This window comes from Microtetraspora sp. NBRC 16547 (assembly GCF_030268965.1).
Taxonomy (GTDB): Bacteria; Actinomycetota; Actinomycetes; order Streptosporangiales; family Streptosporangiaceae; genus Microtetraspora.
The window spans coordinates 186,856-210,751 of the sequence record NZ_BSSE01000006.1 but is presented as its reverse complement, the minus strand read 5'-3'; the positions used below and the strand labels follow the sequence as shown (position 1 = coordinate 210,751).

Below are 23,896 nucleotides of genomic sequence, written 5' to 3'. Positions count from 1 at the left end.
GATGAACCAGCGCACGCTCCTGATCACACTCACCGGTCCGGATCGGCCGGGAGTCACCTCGCGTCTGTTCACCGTGCTGGCCGGGTTCCCCGTGACCGTCGCGGACGTCGAGCAGGTCGTCATCCGCAGCCGGCTCACCCTCGGTGTGCTCGTCGCCTACGCGGGCGGCCCGCCGACCGGCACCGGCGGCACCCTCGGCGGCCTGTGGACCGCCGTCGAGCAGGTCGCCGCCGACCTGGACATGGACCTCGAGATCGCCACCGGCACCGTCTCGAAGGAGAAGAAGCGGCGCCGCGGCCGCCTGCACGTCACCGTGCTCGGCGCCCCGCTGACGCCGGCCGCCATGGCCGGCATCAGCGGCAAGATCGCGGCGTCGGGCGCCAACATCGACCGCATCGAGCGGCTGTCGAGCTACCCCGTGACGTGCATCGAGCTCGCGGTCTCCGGAGCCGACCCGGTCGCGCTGCGGGCCGAGTTGGCCACCGAGGCCGCGCTCCAGCACGTGGACGTGGCCGTCCAGCGCTCCGGCCTGCACCGGCGGGCCAAGCGGCTCATCGTCATGGACGTCGACTCCACCCTCATCCAAGCCGAGGTCATCGAGCTGCTGGCCCGGCACGCCGGATGCCTCGACGAGGTCGCCCGGGTGACCGAGGAGGCGATGCGCGGCGAGATCGACTTCGCGGAGTCGCTGACCCGGCGGGTGGCGCTCCTGGAAGGGCTCCCTGAGGAGATCTTCGAGCAGGTCGCCAAGGAGGTCGTCTACACGCCCGGCGCGCGCACCCTCGTACGGACGCTGAAGCGTCTCGACTACCGCTTCGCGATCGTCAGCGGCGGGTTCACCCAGATCACCGACAGCCTGGTGAACGAGCTCGGCATCGACTACTCCGCGGCCAACACGCTCGAGGTGGTCGACGGCCGGCTCACCGGCCGGCTGGTCGGCGAGATCGTGGACCGCCCCGGCAAGGCCCGCGCCCTGAAGCGGTTCGCCGCGCAGGCGGGCATCCCGATCAGCCAGACCGTCGCCATCGGGGACGGGGCCAACGATCTGGACATGATCGCCGCGGCCGGCATCGGCATCGCGTTCAACGCCAAGCCGATCGTGCGGCAGGCCGCCGACACCGCCGTGAACGTTCCGTACCTCGACTCGATCCTCTACCTGCTCGGCATCTCCCGCGAGGAGGTAGAGGCCGCGGACGCCGAGGACGGGGTCGTCACACCGCATCACTGATCCCCGGGCGATCGCTCCGGTCGGCCCGGTTGCCGGCGAACGCGGCGGTGGCCGACTCGGACAGCCGTGCCGACTCCGAGTTGAGCGAGCGCATCGCGTGGTCGACCGCCGCCGCCTGCAGCAGCGCCCGCCTGACCTTGGTGGCGCTGTCGGCCGGCGCCGCGTCCAGCTCGTCCAGACGTCGCTCGGCGAGTGTGCCCAGCCATCCGCCGAGATCGGCCAGCTTGCCGTCCACCTCCCCGCCCGACTGGTACGACTCGCCCGCCTCCACGGCGTTCGCCGCGTCCTCCAGCCGGTCGGCGACCGCGTCGAGCACCTCGGGTGCGGGTCCGGGCTCGGCCCGGCCCCCTCGCAGCACCGAGGTGACCGAGATCAGGTCGTCGCGGACCCGCTGCGTGAGCCCCACCGCCTCCACGACCTCCTCCGGCGGCGTGGCGCCCGGCTCGTGCGCGATGTGGTCCAGCGACGTGGACACCGTCAGCGTGGCCCGTGACGCCTTCCTGATGGCCTCCTCCGCCTTCTCCTGCGGCAGCTCCTTCCGGCTCACCTGGGCCAGCGTCCTCGACGCGGTCGCGTGAGCCCTGAGCATCCGCGCCACGCGGTCGCCCAGCCGTACGGTCTCGCCGCGGGGCCACAGCAGGCGGGTGCAGGCCAGCGCGATGACGCCGCCGAGGATCGTGAGCCCCACCCGAGCTCCCGCAAGCTGCGGCCGCTGCGGCACCTGGAAGTCGATGAGCAGGAGCACGAACATGTTGAGGAACGTGATCCAGTACGCGAAGTGGGCGCTGGCCATGCCGAACGCCAGCAGCGCCGCAATGGTGATCAGGATCGCCAGCGACCACCGGTGTGGTGCGATCATCAGGACCATGGCCGCGGCGAGCCCGCCGATCGCCGTCCCGAGCGTGCGCGCACCCGCCTTCGCGATCGTCTCGCCATACGTCGGCTGAATCGTCACCAGCACGGTGATCGCGAGCCACTGGGGGTAGGCGGGCTTGGCGAACACGACGATCAGCATGGCGATCAACGTGCCCAGCCCGACCCGCAGCGCGTGCCGGAACCCGGGATCGTCCCACGCCAGCCGATAGCGCACCTCGGGAGTGACCGGAGTGCCGAGTTGCGGCAGGACCAGCCGCGGCGACGACAGTTCCAGCGCGGGCCCGGCCGCCTTCCCCACCGCCGCCGTGAGCCGCTCGGCGCAGTGTTCGATCTGGCGCAGCATGACGAGGACCAGGAGCTCGCGCTCCTCCTTCGGCCGCTCCCCCCGCAGGGCGTCAACCCGGCGCTTGAAGTCGTCGATCCCGAGGGCCAACTCCACGCCCGACCCCGGGTTGGCGAGCGCCTCCGACATCGACCGCAGCGACCGGTAGAGGGCCGTGGTCAGCGCGGAGAGGCCCACCCGCTCGTCCACGTCCGGGACCTGGCGGTACACCGCCGTGTACAGGCCCCGCAGCGTCACCGCCTCGTACAGCACGCGGCGGAAGGCGGCCACCACCGCCTCCGCCTGCGGGGACCGCCGCTGCCAGTGGCGCCGGGCGCACGCCTTCCTGGCCTTCTCCAACGACGCGGAAGCCACGCGCCGCCGTTCGTCCCAGGCGTCCCGATCGAGGCTCTGGTCGGCGGCGGCGTCCACGAGCTGGGCCAGAGAGGCGGCGGTCCCGGACAGGACGACGGTCAACGGCAGGTGGCCGCGCCAGGGCCAGGGCAGGGTCAGCACCACCGTGGACAGCAGGCCTCCGAGGAGCATCAGCCCCAGATGCGGGATCGGATCCACGGGCAGCGGATGGGCCACGGTCAGCAGCAGCGCCAGCGCCGCGGTCGGCCCCATCACCGGCACCACGATGCCCAGCGCCGCGAGCGCGGGGGTGACCAGGACCAGCAGCCAGTCGTGCCCGGCGACGAGGAGGATCCCGAGCAGCGTGCCCAGGGCCAGGGCGAAGGTGGCGCCGAGGAGCCGGGCCATCCGGACGCTGCCCGGAATGCGGACGGCCCGTACGGCGACCAGCCAGGCACCGGTGCTGATCACGGCACCCTTCTCCGGGTGGCCCGTCACCAGTCCGATGATCAGTGGGACGGCCACGCAGGCGCCCCCGACGAGACCGAACCCGAGCGCCAGGCGAGGATCCTCGACCTTCAGCGCACGGGCGGCCCTGCCTGCCCAGTGTCTAAGGACGGTGCGCCCGGACAAGGTTGCCGGTCCCCGAATCGAGGTCCTGCCAGCCGCCGTGGAGCTCGATCACGGCATGCGCCCCGGGAGGGAAACCCGCGTCCCCGTCGCCGGTCAGGGTGAGCACGAGCTCGTGGACGCCCGGATTGTGCCCGACCAGCACCAGCGTCTCGATCTCCGGGCCGGTACGGCGGAGCAGGTCGAGCAGCTCGTCGGCGTACGCCTCGTAGATGTCGCGCTCGATCTCGATCGGAGCGTCGATCCCGAGCAGCTCCGCGGTCTCCCTGGTGCGGACCGAAGGCGAGCAGAGCACGAGGCCCGGCTTCAGCGGCCGGATGAGGTCACCCGCGTCGCGGGCGTCCCGCTTCCCGTGCTCGGTGAGCGGACGCTCGCGATCGGCCAGACCGGGCACCTGCGCGGCCGTGGCGTGTCGCACGACGATCAGCGTCTTCATCGGGAGGCCCAGACGGCGAGCGCGACGATCACCGCGAACATCGCCAGCATTCCGACCAGGATCATCACGAGGGCCCGCCCGCCGGATGGCTTGTCCATGACTCCTGAGTCTAGATGCGTCCGCAACGCATGAGGGCCCCCCGCACCCGCGGGAGGCCCTCCGGCGAACAGACGTCAGCTCGCCACGGTCTCCGGCGTACGCTCCTCGTGGTTCGAGGCGATGCCGCCCGAGCGGCGCTTCGACACGACGATCGCGGCCACGACAACCGTGAGCGCGACGGCCGTCACGCCGACGCGCAGCACGGCGTTGTCGGCGTAGGCCACGACCGCCGGGGCGATCAGCAGCGCCACGAGGTTCATCACCTTGATCAGTGGGTTGATCGCGGGACCGGCGGTGTCCTTGAACGGGTCGCCGACGGTGTCGCCGATGACGGTCGCCGCGTGAGCCTCCGACCCCTTGCCTCCGTGGTGGCCGTCCTCGACCAGCTTCTTGGCGTTGTCCCAGGCGCCACCGGAGTTCGCCAGGAACACGGCCATCAGCGTGCCGGCCGCGATCGCACCCGCGAGGTAGGCGCCGAGCGGCGCGTACCCGAAGGCGAAACCGACGGCGATGGGCGTCATCACGGCGAGCAGGCCGGGCGTGGCCAGCTCGCGCAGCGAGTCACGGGTGCAGATGTCCACCACGCGGCCGTAGTCCGGCTGCTCGCTCCCGTCCATGATCCCGGGCTTGGTGCGGAACTGCTCGCGCACCTCGAAGACGACGCGCCCGGCGGCCCGGCCGACCGCCATGATCGCCAGGCCGGAGAACAGGAACACCACCGCGGCACCGATGATCAGACCGACCAGCACGTTCGGCGAGTCCACCGAGAGGCTGAAGTTCGCGAACGAGCCCAGCGCTTCCTTGACGCCCTGGCTGGCCTTGGCGAGCTGTTCCTCGACCGCCGTACGGAAGGATCCGAACAGGGCCGTGGCGGCCAGTACGGCCGTCGCGATGGCGATGCCCTTGGTGATGGCCTTGGTGGTGTTGCCGACCGCGTCGAGAGAGGTGAGCACGCGGGCGCCCTCACCCTCGACGTCGCCGGACATCTCCGCGATGCCCTGGGCGTTGTCCGACACCGGGCCGAACGTGTCCATGGACACGATCACGCCGACCGTGGTCAGCAGGCCGGTGCCGGCCAGCGCGACGGCGAACAGCGCCACAGTCACGTTGCCGAAGCCGAGCAGGAACGCACCGTAGACCGCACCACCGATGAGCAGCGCCGAGTACACGGCGGACTCGAGACCGACCGAGATGCCGGACAGGATGACGGTCGCCGCGCCGGTCCGCGAGCTCTCGGTGATCTCCTTCACGGGTCGGCGGTTGGTCTCGGTGAAGTAGCCGGTGAGGATCTGGATCGCGCTGGCGAGCACCAGACCGATGAGCACGGCACCGATGGCGATCAGGCGCGGGTCGGAGCCGAGCCCGGCGATCTCCTTGCTCACCCCGGACAGCTCGCCGAAGCTGGCGGGCAGGTAGACGAACGCCGCGCCGGCCACCAGCACCGCGGAGATGGCGGCGGAGATGAAGAAGCCGCGGTTGATCGCGGCCATCCCGTTGCGGTCGCCGCTGCGCGGAGCGGTGGTGAAGATGCCGATGATCGCCGTGATGACACCGATCATCGGGACGATCAGCGGGAACACCAGGCCCTCGGTGCCGAAGGCGGCCTTGCCCAGGATCAGGCTGGCGACCAGCATGACCGCGTACGACTCGAACAGGTCGGCCGCCATGCCGGCGCAGTCGCCCACGTTGTCGCCCACGTTGTCGGCGATGGTGGCCGCGTTGCGTGGGTCGTCCTCGGGGATGCCCTGCTCGACCTTGCCGACCAGGTCCGCGCCGACGTCGGCGGCCTTGGTGAAGATGCCGCCGCCGACCCGCATGAACATGGCGAGCAGCGCGGCTCCGAAGCCGAAGCCCTCCAGCACGCTCGGGGCATCGCCCTTGTAGATGAGCACGACGATCGCCGCACCGAACAGGCCGAGGCCGACGGTGAACATGCCCGCCACGCCGCCGGTGCGGAAGGCGATGCGCATCGCGGCCTTCTCGCCCGGCGTGATGCCCTCCCCTCCCGCCTGCGCGCCTCTGGCGGCGGCCGCGACGCGGACGTTGCCGCGGACGGCGAGCCACATGCCCGTGAAGCCGGTCAGCGCGGAGAACACCGCGCCCACCACGAAGAAGACGGAACGCCCCACGGCCACGCTGGTCGAGTCGGAGGGCAACAGGAACAACAGGAAGGGAATGATGACGACGAAGATGGCAAGTGTCCGGAACTGCCGCGTGAGGTACGCGGCGGCACCTTGCTGCACGGCTCTCGCGATGTTCTGCATTCGCTCGGTGCCTTGCCCCGCGGAGAGCACTTCGCGGACGAGACCGCCCGCTACGGCGAGAGCGATCAGGGCCACCGCGGCGACCACGACGACGAGTGTGAGATGGGAACCGCTCAGGGATACCGCTGCGTCTTCGTCAGCGGCGAAATAGGCAGACATCCGTCCTCCTCGGCCAGACGGGTTCTGGAGTCCGCGCGAACAACGAAAAATGACTGCTATCCACGCCGACTCGTATGTCCCGGACGGCGCTGCTGTCAATGTTTCGGCGGGCCGAGCGGCGCCTTCCGGGTGGTTGGCAATGCCGCTTCCGGTTGCATCCGCAATACCTTGGCCGGTGCGGGGAGTCTACGCAGCGGGACGGCGGATATGAAGGCCCTTTCGGCCGCTAATCACGATGGCGTACGGCGATAACACGATCTTTGCCTGGCCACGTCACTTTTTTGACCTGATGCCGTCCAAATTACGACGGGCGCGAATATCAGGTTTCGGCCATCCGAATATCGGGGATGCCGAGCAACACAAAAAAGGATCGAGCGCCGCCCCCTGCAGGGAGGCACTCGATCCCGATCAGACCGCGGCTACGCCGTTGGGCGACGCGGGCCAGCTCATGCGGATGCGCATGCCCTTGGCACCGGAAGACACCTCGACGTCGTCGGCCAGGCCCACGATGACCGCTATCCCGAGGCCGGGCATCTCAGGAACGAGAGCGCCGTCCGTGGGGATCACGGGTTGCTGGAGGTCGTCGCTGGGAGCGGCATCGGTGACGGTGACCTCGAAGCGTCCCGAGTCGTCGCGCAGCTCGAGGACGATCGGCTCTCCCGGGCAATGGACGCGATGCGCCTCCACTGCCCGCGAGCACGCCTCTCCGACGGCGAGCCGCACCTCGTCCAGCAGCGCCTCCGACACGCCGGTACGCCGGGCGATGGCCGTGGCGACCAGCCGTGCCGTACGCACATGGGCCGGGAGAGCGCTGAACGTCAGCTCGACGGTGGCCATGCTGGCTCCTCGGCCGTCACTTGTCTCGGCCGTGGGCTTCCTTGGCCTCGTCCACCGAGGCGTAGATCCCGAAGACCTTGGTGAGACCGGTGATCCGGAAGATCTTCAGGATGCGCTCCTGCGTGCAGACGAGCTCCAGTGAGCCGTCGTGCGCCCGCACCCGCTTGAGACCGCCGACCAGCACGCCGAGACCGGTCGAGTCCAGGAAGTCCACCTTCTCCATGTTGACAAGGAGGCGGAAGTTGCCCTTGTTGACCAGGTCGATGAGCAGCTCACGCAGTCTGGGCGCGGTGTAGACGTCGATCTCACCTTCTACATCGACGATGGTGAGGTTGTCCTCGGAATGGTGGTCCAACTTCAGATCCACAGATCCTCCAGCGCCTTGCATGCGTAGGTCCTCGATTGGGGTCGTGCATCCTGGAAGCTCGGTAAGCCCCAGAAGAACGACCCCGACGCGCGGCATTCAACCACGCTATGACTCCGTGTCTATACGAAATCCCGACTCCGAGCGACTCTCCCCACAGATGCCATAGTGGAAACCAGTGACTTCGTCTACCTCACCTTCATGTCGGACAGGCCCTCTCCTGGCGCGACTGCTCTCGGCGCCGTCGCGCAGCGGGCGGGTCACCCATGTCGAGCACGTTCCAGCACGTCAGGCGGGCCAGGCCCGGTGGCCGGAGTGGGCCCCGGAGGTGTTGGTGAGCCGATTGGAGAACCAGGGCATATCGGGCCTTTGGCAACACCAGCTTGAGACCGCCGATCACGTCCGACGTGGCCAAAACGTGATCATTGCCACTGGCACCGCCTCGGGAAAGTCCCTGGCGTACCTGCTCCCGGCCGTGACCGACGTCCTGGCTGGTGGCACGGTGCTTTACCTGACCCCCACGAAGGCGCTCGCCGCAGACCAACTCCGGGCGGTGAGGGCGCTGCGGCTGGCCCAGGTCAGAGCGGCCACCTTCGACGGCGACACTCCCGCGGAGGAACGTCCCTGGGTGCGGCAGCACGCCAACTACGTCCTGACGAACCCGGACATGCTGCACCGGTCGATGCTCCCGGGACATGCCCGGTGGTCCTCCTTCTGGCGGCGGCTGCGCCTGGTGATCGTCGACGAATGCCACGGTTACCGCGGCGTCTTCGGCTCGCACGTCGCCCAGATCCTGCGCCGCCTGCGCCGGATCTGCGGGAAGTACGGCTCCCGCCCCACCTTCCTGCTGGCGTCGGCCACCGCGAGCGAGCCCGCCCTGGCGGCAAGCCGCCTGACGGGCCTTGAAATGGCCGAGGTGACCGTGGACGCCTCTCCCCGGGGTCCCGCCACCTTCGCGCTCTGGGAGCCGCCCCTGACGGACCTGCGGGGCGAGAACGGCGCGCCGATCCGGCGCACCGCCACCGTAGAGACAGCCGACCTGCTCTCCGACCTCATCGTCGAAGGAGTGCGAACGCTGGCCTTCGTCCGGTCCCGTCGCGCCGCCGAGACCGTCGCGCTCGCCGCGCGGAGGAACCTGGAGGAGGTCTCCCCCGACCTGCCGGCCCAGGTGGCGGCCTACCGGGCGGGTTTCCTGTCCGAGGACAGGCGGGCGCTGGAGAAGGCGCTGCGGTCCGGCTCGCTGATGGGCCTGGCCACCACCAACGCCCTGGAGCTCGGCGTCGATGTGTCCGGGCTGGACGCCGTCCTCATCGCGGGCTGGCCGGGCACCCGGGCCTCGCTCTGGCAGCAGGCCGGGCGGGCCGGGCGGGCAGGTCAGGACGCCCTCGCCGTGCTCGTGGCCCGGGACGATCCGCTGGACACCTACCTCGTCCACCACCCGGAGGCGCTGTTCGGCCGGCCGGTGGAGGCGATCGTGCTCGATCCGGACAATCCGTACGTGCTGGCGCCCCACCTCTGCGCGGCCGCCGCGGAGATCCCGCTGACGGAATCGGACCTGGAGGTCTTCGGGCCGGCCGCGGCAGACGTCCTCGACGATCTCGTGGACCGCGGGATGCTGCGCAAGCGCGCCACGGGCTGGTTCTGGACCAGCCGGGAACGCGCCTGCGACCTGGCCGACATCCGCGGCTCTGGAGGCGCCCCGATCCAGGTCGTGGAAACCGACACCGGGCGGCTCCTCGGCACTGTGGACGAGCCGTCCGCCCACATGTCCGTCCATCCGGGAGCGGTCTACCTCCACCAGGGCGAGACCTTCGTCGTGGACCTGCTCGATCTCGACTCCGATGTCGCCCTGGTCACGGCGGCCGAACCCGACTACTCCACGTACGCGCGGGACATCACGGACATCCGGGTGGCCGAGTCGATCCGGATGCGCCCTTTCGGCCCGGGCGAACTGCATTTCGGCTCCGTGGAGGTGACCCAGCAGGTCGTCTCGTACATCAAGCGGCGGACCCAGACCGGCGAGTCCCTCGGCGAGGAACCGCTGGACCTGCCACCCCGGACACTGCACACCCGGGCGGTCTGGTGGACCCTGCCCGACTCCGCGCTCGCGCCGCTGATGGCGGACACCGACGGCAAGCCGGTGGACCTCGGCGGTGCGGCTCATGCCGCCGAACACGCTTCCATCGGCCTGCTCCCCCTGTTCGCCACATGCGATCGATGGGACATCGGCGGCGTCTCCACCCGGCTTCACCAGGACACGGGTCTGCTCACGGTCTTCGTCTACGACGGCCACGACGGCGGGGCGGGCTTCGCCGAACGGGGCTTCGCCCGTGCCACGGACTGGCTCTCCGCGACCCGGGAGGCCATCGCCGCCTGTGAATGCGAGCAGGGCTGCCCGTCGTGCATCCAGTCCCCCAAGTGCGGCAACGGCAACGAGCCCCTCGACAAGGCCGGAGCTCTCCGCCTGCTCGGCATCCTCCTCGGTACGTGACACCCGCCCGATCGCCTCCGGCGGTCAGGGTGTCGTGACGGGTCCAGCGCGGGCGAGAGCGGTCGCCGTACCGATGCCCGCGAAGGGCAGGACACGCGGCACCGGAACGGACACGGAGACGGCCACGATGCCGTCAGAGAGGGCGCAGGAGTCCATGCGCGCGCCGTTGGCCGCCGCCACGGCACCAGCACGCCCACAGGCCCCTGTGGGCGCGGAGAAGGCACGCGCCGCCGCTGCCAGGGCGCTGAGATCAGCCGCGCTCTGCGCCCGATGGCGCGCCACTCTCGCCGCTCCGATCTGGAGTATGACCAGCGCGACGATCCACACCACGGCCATGAGCGTGACCATCCAGATCGTGGCGGACCCCCTCTCCCGCGATTCTCGCGATTTCCCACCACCCGTCGACCCCGTCATCGCGCCGTGCGTCGGCCCAGCCGTCAGTCCGCCCGCCGGCCTACCCATCAGTCCGGCCGTCACGCCGCCCGCCCCACCCCCAGGTCCGCCTGTCAGTCCAGCCACCGGCTCGCCCGTGGGTCCGGCCGCCGGCCTACCCATCAGTCCGGCCATCAGGTCGCCCACCCCACCATCCCTAAGTCCGCGTCGGCGAATCACGGCACACCGTCCTCAGGGCTCCGACCGGAAAGGTCGATCACGCCAGGCTCGGTGGCAGCGCTGGCGGATGCCTCAACGTGGACGGGCGGAAGCATCGGCCCCCAGTTCGGCCGGACCTCCACGGAGATCGTCACGCGGGCCATCTCGCCCGCGATCGAGACCGTGATTCCCGCACCTCGGGGTGCCGAAAGTGCCGCCGCCGCGCGCACCTCCTCGGCGGGCTCGCCTCGAGCCGCGGCCCTGGCTCCCGCCCTCGCCGCGTCCACACACGCCAGTTGAGCACCGACGAGAGCCACGGCCCACAGAGCGGCGCCAAGGACCGCGACCAACGCCGGCAACCCCACGGCCGCCTCGGCAGTGACTGAACCTCGATCACTCCGCCGCGGCCGCTGAGGCCGCGAATCCCAGGGCAGCGGCAGATCTGGAGAAGAGCGCTTAGGTCGTGTGCTACGAACCTTCACCAAGCCAGGGGCGGCCATCAGGCCAGAGGTAGCCGTCACGCCAGAGACAGCCACCACGCCGGGGGCAGCCACCACGCCAAGGACAGGCCCCACGCCCGGCACGGCTTTCCAGCGCCCCTGGTGAACATCTTCGAACGTCGCGCCAACACCACGCTTGGCCGAATCGGCGCTTGGCTGTCCCACGATGCCTCCTCATTGCGCTTCAAGGTTCCTCACGACGCCGTTCGGTTTTCTCGCGACGCCCTCTCCCATGCGCCTCACAACTTCCCTCACCACGTCCCTCACGACTTCCCTCACGACGCTTTCCCGGCTTCCCCCACGACGCCCTTTCAGGAGTTTCCGAGAGGGCTCCTCCCGGATTCGCTCAGGCTGTTCGGGTTCCCCTCGGAAGGCCGTTCGGGGTTCTTCGGGACGCCCGGAGGGCGCCGCTCGCGCTTCCGATCCTGCGGTTCTGGACGGCCGTCCTCGCGGCGTCACCCGGCCAGCTTGAGAGCCTTCTGGATCAGGGCTGTCATCATTCCTCTGACCTCACCACTGGTGACAATCTTGAAGAGCAGGCCGGCGAACGCGCATGCGGCGATCGTGCCCACTGCGTATTCAGCGGTCGACATTCCCGCTTCGGCCCTCGTGCGGGCGATCAATGTCCACTGGACGGCTGCGGAGCGGGCACGGGACCGCAGTCCACCGGACGTCTCGCGCCAGAGACGTGCGCCTGCTCGCAGAAATGCCGAGAACGCCTGTCGCGTCAGCCCGGCGGCTTTGCCGAGTTTGCCGATCCATTTGCGCATCGATCCCCCTGATCGGATCACCCACGGCCCTTCCGTGGATGCACCCAGGTTCTGCGATCGAGCTTCCGCTCCCCGGTCCCGAATCCGATTCTGGGGATAAGAATCCGTCTCGCGGCCTGTTGTGGATATCCGATTCACTGTGGATGAGCGGCACCTACACCGGTATCTGTCGCCTGTGATCTCGCCCCAAGAGACCCCTGGTTATCCACAGGCGTGGAGAGAGTTGTCCACAGCCCCGAATCACCGAGAGCACCGTGAGAGCACCGTCCAACCCGTTACCAGGCCAGGCGTCGTCGCCCACGCTCTCGCCGAGTGACCAGAGGAGGTCCAGCCGGGGACGGGAGCGAAGACCCAGAGACGAAGAACGGCCGCGAAAGGTCCCTGCCAGAGGAGGAGGCAGAGGAGGAGGCAGAGGAACAGGCAGAGGAGGAGCAGGCCTGCCAACGGAGGAAACGGCCAGAGGAAGAGAACGACCGTTGGAGAAAAACCGTAAAAACGGTCGGAGAGGACTATCCGCCCCCGGCCACGCATGGAGGGAGAGTAGGCCGCGAGGTCACGGCAGGAGGACCTGCCCGGCAAGCCCTGCGACCACGGGAATGATCCCAAGAAAGACGAATGCAGGCAGAAAGCACAATCCAAGCGGGGCCACGGCCTGAACCCCGGCCTTCCGCGCAGCCGCCGATGAGGACGCGCGAGCGGCCTGGCGAGCGTCATCAGCCAGCCTGGTGAGCACCTCGGCGACCGGCGCTCCGCGTCGGGTCGCTCTGATCATGGCCCGAGCGAGCGAGGTCAGCGGCGGATCCTGCGCGAGGGCACCCCATGCCGACTCTGGATCCGCCCCCAGCCGTATCTGGCCTCCCACCCAGGAGAGCCGCTCCCCCAACGGACCGCCGATGGCTTCCGCCACCATGTCGACCGCTCCGCTCACCGGCTGTCCAGCACGCAGACAGGCGACCATGAGATCCACGGCGAACGGAAGATCCGCCGTCACGCGCTCGCGACGGCGCCGAATCTCGGCGGGTTCCCGCCGCTGAACGACCACCCAGATGCCGGCGACGACCAGTACACCCGCGACAGCACCCAGGACCCCACCCAACACGAGGAAGGCGAGGACCCCCGCTGGAGCGGCGACGGCGAGGCCCTGGAGCCGAATCGCCGGCACTTCCTCTCCAGCGCCCGCTCGCCCGCGCCCCCTGAGAGCGCGTGCGCCCGCGGGCCCCTCCACATCGGCGATGGTTCCGTCGTCGTCTCCCTGAACAGCCCCCCAACCGGCGCTCGGCCCAGACCCTGCCCCAGGACCTCGGAGCGAGCCCGGCCCAGCAGCCCGTTCGACTCCACGCCGCGACTTTCCGGGTGGGCCGAAACCGGAAACCGCGCGCAGCCGATCAGACGGGGAGACACGAGCGGGCCAGGCCACCACGGCCCCCACGGCAAGGACGACAGCGATCATCGCCATCATGGGCCGGCCTCCCTTCCCGTCGTCGTCCTCATGACGCGGACTGTGTCGTCCTCATGACGCGGACTGCGCGGCGCGGATGACGAGGCGGTTCGTCCACCAGACGCCCACGCCGTCCAAGAGAAGACCCATGATCAGGCATGCGATCCCGGCGGGTTCGCCGAACAGGAACGACAGCGGGCTCATGCCGAGTCCGGCGGCCATCAGCAGGCCGAGCGCGGGCAGGACCGCGAGCAGACGCGCCGTAGCCCGAGGGCCGGCGAGCTGGGCGGTGAGCTCCTGCCTGTGCGCCTCCGCCTCGCGCAGCGAGCCGCCCAGACGCTCGACAAGCGCGGCCAGGCCGCCGCCCGCGGCCATGCTCACCCGCCAGCAGACTGCGAGACGTGTGAGCCCGTCTCCACCCCGAGGTGGGGCGGCACGGAGCAGGGCGGCGGCGACGTCACCCCCGTCCCTGGCCACGGCGGCGACCGGTCGGAGCACCTCCGCATCTGGCGGGGTGACCGCGGAGACGGCACGCGACAGCGCGTCACCCGGCGTACAACCGGCGGCGAGCTCGGCCACCACGCCCTGGCAGACCTCGATGGAGAGCGCACGCCATGCCGCGGCCTGGCGTTCCGGGCGGGGGCGATCGAGCAGTGCGGTCATGCGGCGTCGCGGCGTGCGTCTCCGGGTGCCGGTGAGTCCGACCACGCGTGCCGTGGCGGCTCCTGGGCCGGCCCAAACCCACGCCGCGAGCGCGGCGGCCACTACGGCTATGGCGACCACGGGACCTCCGGGCATCGGGCCGCGAGCACAGCGGCTGCGGGACCGGAGGTCACGTCGCCGTCGGGGCCGAAGGTCAGGGCCGGAACGGCGGTCACCAGACCGGAGGAGCCGCGTTCCAGGAGGCAGATCTCAGCCACCCTGCGCCGCCCTCCCCCGGGATCGCGGACGAGATGGACGACCACGTCGAGCGCGGCCGCGAGCTGGCTGTGCACCGCCTCCCTGGAGAGCCCGGCCGCGCAGGCGAGGGCCTCCAACCGCGCGGGCACGTCGGCCGCGTTGTTGGCGTGCAGCGTCCCGCAGCCACCGTCGTGCCCCGTGTTGAGAGCGGCGAGCAGGTCGATGACCTCGGAACCTCGGACCTCGCCCACCACAACGCGGTCCGGCCGCATCCGCAGCGCCTGCCGTACGAGGTCGCGGAGTGTCACGCCACCCGCGCCCTCGAGGTTGGGCGGCCGTGTCTCCAGGCGGACGACATGGGGGTGCCGGGGCCGCAGTTCGGCGGAATCCTCGACGAGCAGCAACCTTTCACCCGGGTCCGCCAGGGACAGCAGGGCCGCCAGCATGGTGGTCTTTCCCGTGCCGGTGCCTCCCGTGACGAGGAAGGCCAGCCGGGCAGCCAGGATCGCCCGCAGGGCCGCCGCTCCGACGCCGGGGACCAGCTCCTCGAGCGTGAACGTGCGGCGGGACGGGAGTCGGAGCGACATGCAGGTGCCCTCCGGTGCGATCGGTGGCAGCACGGCGTGCAGCCGGACACCTCCCGCCAGCCGCGCGTCCACGTACGGGCTGGCGTCGTCCAGACGCCGACCGGCCGCGGCGGCGAGCCGCTGGGCCAGGCGGCGGACCTCCTCGTCTCCGGAGAAGGTGACGGAGGCGCGCCTGAGGCCGCGGCCGTCGTCGATCCACACTTCTCGCGCGCCGTTGACCAGCACATCCGTGACATCAGGCTCGGCGAGGAGCCCTTCGAGCGGCCCCGCACCGATGAGATCGGCGCGCAGGGTGCGCGCGATGGCCAGCACCTCGGCGTCCCCGAGCACCGCCCGCTCGGCGCGGAGCGCGCTCGCCACCCGGGCCGCCGTCGGCTCCAGCCCCGAGCGGGCGAGCCGTACACGGACGGCCTCGACCAGGTCCGGGGAGACCATGGGATCGGGCGGCTGCGGGTCGTTCGACCGCCGCGTAGCCATGGCCTGTGCTGTGCCGTACGAATCGCTCTGGCCGGCACGCGTGTTCACGCGGCCTCCGTCAGGGTTTCGAGCAGGTCCGAGCAGAACCGGCCCAGGGGTGTGCGGCCGAGTGGAGGCGGCGCGCCGCGATCGAGGGCCTCGGCGAGGCCCCGTTGCTCCGGCAGCACCCCGGCGCCCGGTGCGCCGAGCGATGTCGTGACGACATCGGGGGCGAGAGCGCCGGGACGCAGCACGAGCCGGAGATCGGCGGTGTGTCGGCGGAGCTGTGCCAGGACCTGCCCTGCGGCGAGCACCCCCCGGACGTCGGATCGGACGACGACCAGCGTGGCGGCGGCCCGGGACAGCGCCTCCGTCTCGCCGTCGCTCAGGTAGCGCGGCAGATCGGCGACGACGAGGTCGCAGCCACGACGGGCGGCGTCCAGCACGGCCCGCATGGCCTGACTCGGAATGGCCGCCGGCTCGCCGCGATGCCAGGACAGCACGGTCAACTCGCCGAACGTGGGCAGCGCCTCCTGGAGCGCGGCGAAGCTCACCCGTCCCTCCCTGCCGGCGATATCCGGCCAGCGGGCTCCGGTGGCCTCCTCCTGGCCCAAGACGACGTCGATGCCACCGCCGAGAGGATCGGCGTCGACCAGCAATGTACGCAGCCCGCGCCGGGAAGCGGTGAGGGCGAGGGAGGCGGCCAGGACGGTCGCGCCTGTGCCGCCTCCACCGCCGGAGACGCAGACGACCGTGCCCGCCCTGGTCACCGGCTCGGCGGCTTCGCCCAGCTCATCGACCAGGAGGCGCTCGGCCTGCGGCAGCTCCACCACCGCGCGGGCCCCGACTGAGACGCACCGCCGCCACATCGAGGGATCGTCCGCGTCGCGCGTCACGAGCAGCACATTCTGCCGCGGTGGCGGGCCGGTGGCGGCGAGGGCGTCCGCCAGGTCACCGCCGACGATGACCAGCGGAGCGCCGCTCCAGTACGGCCGGGCATGCGCCGCGGCGTGCGCGACATCGAGCTCGACCCCGGCCGCCGCGGCGATGCGGAGGAGGTCGTCGAGGAGTTCCTGGTCGTCGGTGATGGCCAAGGGCCGGTGCATCGGTCTCTCCCCTCCTGGCAGGAAGACCACCTTGCGAGCCCGGCGGTTCCGCGAGGCTTACCGAACGCCGCTCTGGGGATGACCGTCCGCCTGTGGAAAACCCGCGCGCCGAACTCGGGAAGCAGCGGCATCGCAAGGAGCGGCTCCCAGCGGGAGACACCGGCGCAGAAGAGGGGAACGCGTCGGGGAAATCGGCACCGAAGGAGCGGCCCCAGCGGGAGGCAGCGGCACCGAAAGGGGCGACCCCCGCCGGGGGGGAGAGCGGGGGTCGCCTACCGGTCCGGCACTGGGGGGGTAGAGCCGGATCCGTTTTCCGAAGAAAGCTTTCAACAGTTGCCCATGGCCTGGCAAGGGAGTCGCCAAGTCTTCGGCCAAGCACACCTCAACTCTCCGTAATGGGAGTCCCCACCGTATGCTGCCCGATCGCGGCGGCCGCGTCGAGCGGCAATCTCCCGATTGGGCGGGTTTCCTTGCAGTGACGGCCGCCGAGCATCGACAGCCGTTGTCAATTCGCGACCTAAAACGATCACCCAATGTGATCGAGAGCGTATGTAACGATCCAGTATCCCCAGGTACAAGAGACCTTCCGTACATCGTTTCGGACTTCTCCACGATCGCCAGTAAAGGTCTTGGCCTGAGGGCTTCCCAAGTGCGGAAATCCGACGTAGAAAGGTGTCAACGGGCCCTGTGCCCGGGTACGGCCGCCGGGTACCCACGCGCGACCAGCCGCGGGAGGCGTGTCGAGACGGGCTTGTCCCGATCCGACAAATAGAAGGTGCACGCTTGGTAACCCGGTGCGACGTATTGGCGGCGGCGTCCCAGTCCAGGGACGCCGTCTGCTGTTGTTTCGGCCTTCTGTAACCAGCGGCCTTCCTCCACCGGCGGCCCTCCGACCACCGGCCCTCTGATGACCAGCGGCCCTCTGACTACCCGGGATCTCTGACCACCCGGGCCCTCTGACCACCCGGGATCTCTGACGACCGACCATGATCCGACAGCCGCCCACGGGCTTCCACCCTCCGGCAGAGAACCACCGGTCGCTGCCCGCCCCTGTCCCAGGAGACCCGGGAGCTCTGCGAGACCCGGGAGACCCGGGAGAGCGATCCGCGAGCCGGGTCAGCGAGACAGTGCCTCACAGATGGCGGTCGTCTCCCTTGCCCCGAGCACCACGGCCGACGCACAGTGCCGCACCCAGGCGCCCACCCCCTCGGCGGTGCCCTTCAGATACGCCCGCAGCGCCTCCGCGTACGCGTCCCCGAGATCGACGTGGCCCACCTCGACGACCGCGAGCGACTTGGGATCCAGCCCGTGCTCGACCAGGGTGAGCCGCTCGGCGGCGCGGGCCACGACGCCGTCGACGACTCCGAACGGCCGCAGCACCACCAGTTCCGCGTGCACGATCGCGGCGAGGACGAGCGCGGGCGCGGCGGTTCCTCCCATCACGAGATCCGTCAGGGCCGCCATCCGCGCCGCGGTCTCGTCCGGGCCTGGAGCGGGGCCGAGGCCGAGCGGGTCGGTGGACGTGGGTTCGGTTCTCGGGCGTCCCGGCTCGACGGTCAGGCCGGCCGCCGCCAGGGTGTGCAGCCTCGCCAGCACCTGGCGGGGCGCCGTACGCCAGGTCTTGCCGAGCCGTCCCAGCTCGGCGGAGACACGGAGCGCGCCCTGGACCGTGGGGTCGGTGGCCTCTCCCGCCCGCAGCGACTCCAGCGGCACGTCGGCCCCTTCGAGCGCGGCCGACGCCCGCGCGCCGCGCAGGGCGGACTCCGCCGAGACCTCCGGGCTCCGCCGCCGGAGCACGCGGTGCCCGTAAAGCCTGTCCACGGCTTCGCGTGCCTCCTGTACGGCCTGCGGCACTCCGGGGAGTTCGGCGATGACTGCCAGTGGGTCGCTCACGGGAACCGACCATACCGGCGAGTAAGCGTCATTCAGCGAGGAGGTCCCGCCGTTGAACGCAGAAACCGGCACCCTCTATCCCATTCCACTGTGTTTCATCAGGTATCCATTTATCAGGTGAATAGCCCTCTTCAGCGAGCCGGCGCCCCATCGGTGCAGACCTGTCTAGACCTCTTGTCCTGGGCGCTTCCGGACTGGTGAAGTGGGACGCGACAATCATGAACGCCATGCGAAGGAGCACGTTGTGACCTCCGAAACCCCTGGTCACGGGACCCAGGAGACGCTGTCGAACCTGCTGAGCGAGAACCGCCGGTTCGCACCACCGGCCGACCTGGCGGCGGCCGCGAACGTCACCGCGGCCGCATACGACGAGGCGGCGGAGGACCGGCTGGGCTTCTGGGAGCGCGCCGCCGAGCGGCTGACCTGGGCTGAGCGGTGGAACACCACCCTCGAGTGGAACCCTCCCTTCGCCAAGTGGTTCGTGGGCGGCAAGCTCAACGTGGCGTACAACTGCGTGGACCGCCACGTCGAGGCGGGCCACGGCGACAAGGTCGCCTACTACTGGGAGGGCGAGCCCGAGGGCGACAACCGCACCATCACATACGCCGACCTCCAGCGGGAGGTCTCCAAGGCGGCGAACGCGCTTGAGGAACTGGGCGTGCGCAAGGGCGACCGGGTCGCGATCTACATGCCGATGATCCCCGAACTGCCGATCTCGCTGCTCGCCTGCGCGCGCATCGGCGCCGTCCACTCGGTGGTCTTCGGCGGCTTCTCCTCGAGCGCGCTGAAGAGCCGCATCGACGACGCGGACGCGAAGGTCGTCATCACCGCCGACGGCGGCTACCGGCGCGGCGCGCCGAGCGCGCTCAAGCCCACGGTGGACGAGGCGGTCCGCGAGTGTCCCGGGGTGGAGCACGTCGTCGTGGTCCGCAGGACCGGCCAGGAGGTGGCCACGACCGACAAGGACGTGTGGTGGCACGACCTTGTGGAGCGGCAGTCCGACGAGCACACGGCCGTGCCGCACGACGCCGAGGACCCGCTGTTCATCCTGTACACCAGCGGCACCACCGGTAATCCCAAGGGCATCCTGCACACCACCGGCGGCTACCTCACCCAGACGTCCTGGACGCACCACGCCGTCTTCGACCTCAAGCCGGAGACCGACGTCTACTGGTGCACCGCCGACATCGGCTGGGTCACCGGGCACTCCTACATCGTGTACGGCCCGCTCGCCAACGGCGCGACCAGCGTCCTCTACGAGGGCACCCCGGACACCCCGCACAAGGGCCGGTACTGGGAGGTCGTCCAGAAGTACGGCGTGACGATCCTCTACACCGCTCCGACGGCGATCCGCACGTTCATGAAGTGGGGCGACGACATCCCCGCCAAGTTCGACATGTCGTCGCTGCGCGTCCTCGGCTCCGTCGGCGAGCCGATCAACCCGGAGGCGTACGTCTGGTACCGCCACCACATCGGCGGCGACCGCTGCCCGGTCGTGGACACATGGTGGCAGACCGAGACGGGAGCCATCATGATCAGCCCGCTGCCCGGCGTGACCTCGGGCAAGCCCGGCGCGGCCATGCGGCCCCTGCCCGGCGTCGTGGCCGACGTCGTCGACGACCAGGCGAACTCGGTCTCGAACGGCGGCGGCGGTTTCCTCGTGGTCCGCGAGCCGTGGCCGTCGATGCTCCGCACGATCTGGGGAGACGACCAGCGCTACATCGACACGTACTGGTCGCGCTTCGAGGGGCTGTACTTCGCCGGTGACGGCGCCAAGCGCGACGACGACGGCGACCTGTGGCTCCTCGGCCGCGTCGACGACGTCATGCTCGTCTCCGGCCACAACATCTCGACCACTGAGGTCGAGAGCGCCCTGGTCAGCCACCCGAAGGTCGCCGAGGCGGCCGTCGTGGGCGCGACCGACCCGGTGACCGGCCAGGCGATCGTGTCGTTCGTCATCCTGCGCGGCAGCGCGGAGGAGAGCGACGACGTCGCCACCGAGCTGCGTGCCCATGTGGCCAAGACGCTGGGCCCGATCGCCAAGCCACGGCAGATCCTGATCGTGCCCGAGCTGCCCAAGACCCGCTCCGGCAAGATCATGCGTCGCCTGCTCCGTGACGTGGCGGAGAACCGTTCCCTCGGCGACGTCACCACGCTGACCGACAGCTCAGTGATGAACCTCATCTCCGAGAAGCTGCCGAGCGCGAAGAGCGAGGACTGACGCGGATTCCTCGGGGGCGTGGGTGTTTCCGCCGGACACCCGCGCCTCTTCGCGTGCCATGACATAGGTAGCCTTGGCGGGAGGTGTGCCGGGAAGTCTGGTCGGCCGTCGGGGGATCCGCCCGCGACGATCCGGCTCACCAAGGGGGATCATTGCGTCGCGCTGCCGAGATCTGGCCTGTCCGGCCGACGGTGAGGTACGCCCGTCAGCTGGCGGAGGCGCTCAGAACGGAGACGATCGGCGGCGTGATCATGCTGGCCGCCACGGTGGCCGCCCTGATCTGGGCGAACTCCGCGTGGTCGGACTCCTACCAGGCGCTCAGGAACACCGTGCCCGGCCCCCTGAACCTCACGCTCTACCAGTGGGCCTCCGACGGCCTGCTCGCGATCTTCTTCTTCGTCGCCGGTCTCGAGGTGAAGGAGGAGTTCGTCCACGGCGAGCTCTCCAACCTCCGGGACGCGATCCTGCCGATCGTCGCGGCGATCGCCGGGATGATCGTGCCGGCGATCCTCTACCTGGCGGTCAGCTGGGGCGTGGACGGCGCCGCCAAGGGATGGGCCATCCCGACCGCGACCGACATCGCGTTCGCCCTCGCCGTCCTCGCCGTGACCGCCTCCGCGATGCCCGACGCGCTGCGCGCGTTCCTGCTCACCCTCGCCGTCGTGGACGACCTCGGCGCGATCACCGTCATCGCCCTCTTCTACAGCGAGCAGGTGCACCTCACGCCGCTGCTCGCGGCCGCGGCCGTCCTCGCGCTGTACGGATTCCTGCAGTGGAAGCGGGTGCGCAGCCCACTGGTCTTCATCGCGCTCGGCGTGGCCGCCTGGGTGCTGGTGCACGAGAGCGGGGTGCACGCCACCGTCGCCGGGGTGCTGTGCGGCCTGCTCACCAGGGTGCGCGGCGACGAGGGCGAGGAAGGCTCGCCGGCGGAACGCGCCGATCACTTCATCCGGCCGATCTCGGCCGGTTTCGCGGTTCCTGTGTTCGCCTTCTTCGCCGCCGGGGTCCGGCTCGACCTCCAGTCGCTCGGCGCGGTCTTCACCGAGAGGATCACCCTCGGCGTCATCATCGGGCTGGTCGTGGGCAAGTTCCTCGGTGTGTTCGGAGGTGCCTGGTTGTCGGTCCGACTCGGGTTCGCGAGGATCAGTGAGGACCTGTACTGGCGCGACCTCGCGGCCGTGGCCGTACTCGCGGGAGTCGGCTTCACCGTCGCTTTGCTGATCGGCGACCGGGCCTTCCCCGGCATGGAGCGGATCACCACGGCGGTACTGGTCGCCAGTTTCACCGCGTCGGTACTGGCCGCGATCCTGCTCCACGTCCGCGTGCGCAAGCGGGCACGGGATGATGTTTGATGGTTCGCAGAATAGGAGATCACTGATGCCCGAGGACGAATCGCTCGGCGCGCTCGTCGCCCAGGCGAGCACGCATATTTCAACACTCGTCCGCTCCGAGATCGAGCTGGCGAAGGCCGAGCTGAAATTCGACGCCAAGCGCGTGGGGACCGCCACGGGGCTGTTCGGGGCCGCCGCCTTCATCGGGCACCTGTGCCTGATCCTCGCCTCTTTCACGATCGCGTACGCCCTGGTGGCGGCCGGGCTGGCCCAATGGCTGGCGTTCCTCATCGTCACGGTGTTCTACCTGGTGGTGGCGGCCGGGCTGGTCTTCGTCGGCTACCGCCGCCTGAAGGGCCTGAACCGCATGCAGCGCACCGCCCGCACCCTCAGGAGCCTCAAGGGCGGCGGTGGCGAGGGCGAGACGGCCGAGGCCGGTGCGGAGACGCCCAGCGTGTTCCCCGAGACGGCGCCCGCACGCAAGCCGTACACCGGCCCGACGGCCGGACAGGTCGGCGCGCACCGCGAGACGGTGAGCGAGTCACCGGGCCATGGCGACTGACGAGTCTTTCGTCCAGATCGAGGGGCCCTGGACGCATCGCGCGGTGCACGCGGGCGGCACCCGGTTCCACGTGGTGGAGGCGGGTGAAGGTCCCCTGGTGCTGCTGCTGCACGGGTTCCCCCAGTTCTGGTGGACCTGGCGGCACCAGCTCGTGTCGCTGCCCGCGGCGGGTTACCGCGCGGTCGCGGTGGACCTGCGCGGCTACGGCGCCAGTGACAAGCCGCCGCGCGGCTACGACCTGCCGACACTGGTCATGGACGCGGCCGGGCTGATCCGCGCGCTGGGCGAGACCGGCGCGATCGTCGTCGGCCACGACTGGGGCGGCCTGCTGGCCTGGACCATGGGCGCGCTCGATCCCAAGGTGGTCCGCCGGCTGGTTCCGGTCTCGGCGCCGCACCCACTGCGGCTGCGCGCGTCGCTGGTCACCGATCCCCTGGGACAGCTCAGGGCCAGCGGTCACAGCCTCGGCTTCCAGCTGCCCGCGCTGCCCGAGCGCAGGCTCACCGCCGACGGCGGCGCGCTCGTCGGGCGGCTGCTCGACGAGTGGTCGGGGCCGGAGTGGCCTCCCGAGGACGTCGCCCGGACCTACCGGGACGCCTTCAGCATCCCCGGAGTGGCGCACTGCGCGCTCGAATACCACCGCTGGTTCGGCCGCTCCCAGCTCCGGCCGGACGGCCTCCGCTACGCCCGGCAGATGCGCGCCGAGATCGAGGTGCCGACGCTCCAGTTGCACGGCGCGGTCGACTCCTGCTTCCTGCCGCGGACCGCCCAGGGATCCAGCCGTTTCGTCGCTGCGCCGTACCGGTGGAGGATGATCGAAGGGGCCGGGCACTTCCCGCACGAGGAGTGTCCCGATCAGTTCGACGCCGAGCTGATCGCCTGGCTCTCCGACCCCGAGCCCGACCGCTAGCCCGACCGCCAGGCCCCCGGACATCCGCTCCTCATCCCGGGCTCCCGAGCCGACCGGCCACATGGAGCGATCTGGAGGGATCATGCGCGACCGCGACAAGACGGGCCGCCCCCGCAGCGCCCGCCCGCGCGACGAGTACGGCAGGCCGCTGCCCCACGGCGCGCAGGGCGTGCCCCGCGTCCCGAACGACTACGCTCCGAGCGCCGAGGAGGCGCTGGCCGACGCGGCGCGGTTGCTGGCCGCCGGACGGCCGTTCCACGCGCACGAGGTCCTGGAAGCCCGCTGGAAGACCGGCCCCGCCGGCGAGCGGGAGCTCTGGCAGGGGCTCGCCCAGATCTGCGTCGGCCTCACGCACCTCCAGCGCGGCAATTTCTCCGGAGCCGCCGCCCTGCTCACCCGCGGCTCCGCCCGGGCCGGCGCGTACGGCCGGCGAGAGCCGTACGGGCTGGATCTGGAGGGGCTGACCGGGACCGCCGGCCGGATCGCGGCCGGGATCGGCGCAGGAGAGGCCGACCCCGCCATGGCGATCACCGAGATCCTCGGCCACCTGCGACGCCACTGAAGGCGCCAC

20 protein-coding genes are annotated in these 23,896 nt (G+C 70.5%); 7 read left to right on the top strand and 13 right to left on the bottom strand.

What is annotated here, in order from left to right:
* The first annotated feature begins 1 nt into the window (after nt 1).
* Entirely contained in the window at nt 2–1,228 is a 1,227-nt protein-coding gene (gene serB, locus QSK17_RS12005) for a phosphoserine phosphatase SerB (RefSeq protein ID WP_285704720.1), read from the top strand.
* Here serB and QSK17_RS12000 read toward each other — a convergent pair.
* The 5 genes from QSK17_RS12000 to QSK17_RS11980 form a co-directional block, all read right to left on the bottom strand.
* Nucleotides 1,212–3,413 (bottom strand): FUSC family protein, encoded by a 2,202-nt coding sequence (locus QSK17_RS12000; RefSeq protein WP_285704719.1) that lies wholly within the window; start codon nt 3,411–3,413, stop codon nt 1,212–1,214. The genes serB and QSK17_RS12000 overlap by 17 nt on opposite strands.
* Nucleotides 3,391–3,846, bottom strand: coding sequence for a SixA phosphatase family protein (locus QSK17_RS11995; RefSeq protein WP_285704718.1), 456 nt, complete (start codon nt 3,844–3,846; stop codon nt 3,391–3,393). The genes QSK17_RS12000 and QSK17_RS11995 overlap by 23 nt, the downstream gene beginning before the upstream one ends.
* Nucleotides 3,847–4,019: 173 nt before the next feature.
* Nucleotides 4,020–6,368, bottom strand: a complete 2,349-nt coding sequence (locus QSK17_RS11990) for a sodium-translocating pyrophosphatase (protein ID WP_285704717.1) — start codon at nt 6,366–6,368, stop codon at nt 4,020–4,022.
* 408 nt (nt 6,369–6,776) lie between these two features.
* Nucleotides 6,777–7,205, bottom strand: a complete 429-nt coding sequence (locus QSK17_RS11985; RefSeq protein WP_285704716.1) for an ATP-binding protein — start codon at nt 7,203–7,205, stop codon at nt 6,777–6,779.
* Between the two features lie 16 nt (nt 7,206–7,221).
* Nucleotides 7,222–7,572 carry an STAS domain-containing protein gene (locus QSK17_RS11980; RefSeq protein WP_285704715.1) on the bottom strand — a complete coding sequence of 117 codons (351 nt, stop codon included), beginning with the start codon at nt 7,570–7,572 and terminating at the stop codon, nt 7,222–7,224.
* 217 nt (nt 7,573–7,789) lie between these two features.
* Here QSK17_RS11980 and QSK17_RS11975 point away from each other — a divergent pair, with 217 nt between their 5' ends.
* Nucleotides 7,790–10,060: a DEAD/DEAH box helicase gene (locus QSK17_RS11975; protein ID WP_285704815.1), complete on the top strand. Its 2,271-nt coding sequence runs from the start codon at nt 7,790–7,792 to the stop codon at nt 10,058–10,060.
* Between the two features lie 24 nt (nt 10,061–10,084).
* Here QSK17_RS11975 and QSK17_RS11970 read toward each other — a convergent pair whose 3' ends face one another.
* From QSK17_RS11970 to QSK17_RS11935, 8 genes are all read right to left on the bottom strand, one after another.
* On the bottom strand, nt 10,085–10,474 hold the full coding sequence (locus QSK17_RS11970; protein ID WP_285704714.1) for an Rv3654c family TadE-like protein: 390 nt from the start codon (nt 10,472–10,474) through the stop codon (nt 10,085–10,087).
* A 194-nt stretch (nt 10,475–10,668) separates the two neighbouring features.
* Entirely contained in the window at nt 10,669–11,151 is a 483-nt protein-coding gene (locus QSK17_RS11965) for a TadE family type IV pilus minor pilin (protein WP_285704813.1), read from the bottom strand.
* A 455-nt stretch (nt 11,152–11,606) separates the two neighbouring features.
* A complete protein-coding gene (locus tag QSK17_RS36130; RefSeq protein ID WP_352231790.1) occupies nt 11,607–11,921 on the bottom strand; it encodes a DUF4244 domain-containing protein in 315 nt (104 codons plus the stop codon).
* Between the two features lie 553 nt (nt 11,922–12,474).
* Nucleotides 12,475–13,083 carry a type II secretion system F family protein gene (locus QSK17_RS11955; RefSeq protein ID WP_285704713.1) on the bottom strand — a complete coding sequence of 203 codons (609 nt, stop codon included), beginning with the start codon at nt 13,081–13,083 and terminating at the stop codon, nt 12,475–12,477.
* A 348-nt stretch (nt 13,084–13,431) separates the two neighbouring features.
* On the bottom strand, nt 13,432–14,142 hold the full coding sequence (locus QSK17_RS11950) for a type II secretion system F family protein (RefSeq protein WP_285704712.1): 711 nt from the start codon (nt 14,140–14,142) through the stop codon (nt 13,432–13,434).
* Nucleotides 14,130–15,281 carry a TadA family conjugal transfer-associated ATPase gene (locus QSK17_RS11945; RefSeq protein WP_285704811.1) on the bottom strand — a complete coding sequence of 384 codons (1,152 nt, stop codon included), beginning with the start codon at nt 15,279–15,281 and terminating at the stop codon, nt 14,130–14,132. The genes QSK17_RS11950 and QSK17_RS11945 overlap by 13 nt, the downstream gene beginning before the upstream one ends.
* An 86-nt stretch (nt 15,282–15,367) precedes the next feature.
* On the bottom strand, nt 15,368–16,408 hold the full coding sequence (gene ssd, locus QSK17_RS11940) for a septum site-determining protein Ssd (protein WP_285704711.1): 1,041 nt from the start codon (nt 16,406–16,408) through the stop codon (nt 15,368–15,370).
* A gap of 1,116 nt (nt 16,409–17,524) precedes the next feature.
* On the bottom strand, nt 17,525–18,301 hold the full coding sequence (locus tag QSK17_RS11935; RefSeq protein WP_285704710.1) for a Fic family protein: 777 nt from the start codon (nt 18,299–18,301) through the stop codon (nt 17,525–17,527).
* A gap of 244 nt (nt 18,302–18,545) precedes the next feature.
* Here QSK17_RS11935 and acs point away from each other — a divergent pair, with 244 nt between their 5' ends.
* The 5 genes from acs (at nt 18,546) to QSK17_RS11910 (ending at nt 23,887) form a co-directional block, all read left to right on the top strand.
* Nucleotides 18,546–20,522 (top strand): acetate--CoA ligase, encoded by a 1,977-nt coding sequence (gene acs / locus QSK17_RS11930; RefSeq protein ID WP_285704709.1) that lies wholly within the window; start codon nt 18,546–18,548, stop codon nt 20,520–20,522.
* Nucleotides 20,523–20,713: 191 nt separating this feature from the next.
* A complete protein-coding gene (gene nhaA, locus QSK17_RS11925) occupies nt 20,714–21,874 on the top strand; it encodes a Na+/H+ antiporter NhaA (protein ID WP_285704708.1) in 1,161 nt (386 codons plus the stop codon).
* A 25-nt stretch (nt 21,875–21,899) separates the two neighbouring features.
* Nucleotides 21,900–22,415: a phage holin family protein gene (locus tag QSK17_RS11920; RefSeq protein WP_285704707.1), complete on the top strand. Its 516-nt coding sequence runs from the start codon at nt 21,900–21,902 to the stop codon at nt 22,413–22,415.
* Nucleotides 22,405–23,325, top strand: a complete 921-nt coding sequence (locus QSK17_RS11915; RefSeq protein ID WP_285704706.1) for an alpha/beta fold hydrolase — start codon at nt 22,405–22,407, stop codon at nt 23,323–23,325. The genes QSK17_RS11920 and QSK17_RS11915 overlap by 11 nt, the downstream gene beginning before the upstream one ends.
* 82 nt (nt 23,326–23,407) lie before the next feature.
* A complete protein-coding gene (locus QSK17_RS11910) occupies nt 23,408–23,887 on the top strand; it encodes a DUF309 domain-containing protein (protein ID WP_285704705.1) in 480 nt (159 codons plus the stop codon).
* The last annotated feature ends 9 nt before the right edge of the window (nt 23,888–23,896 follow it).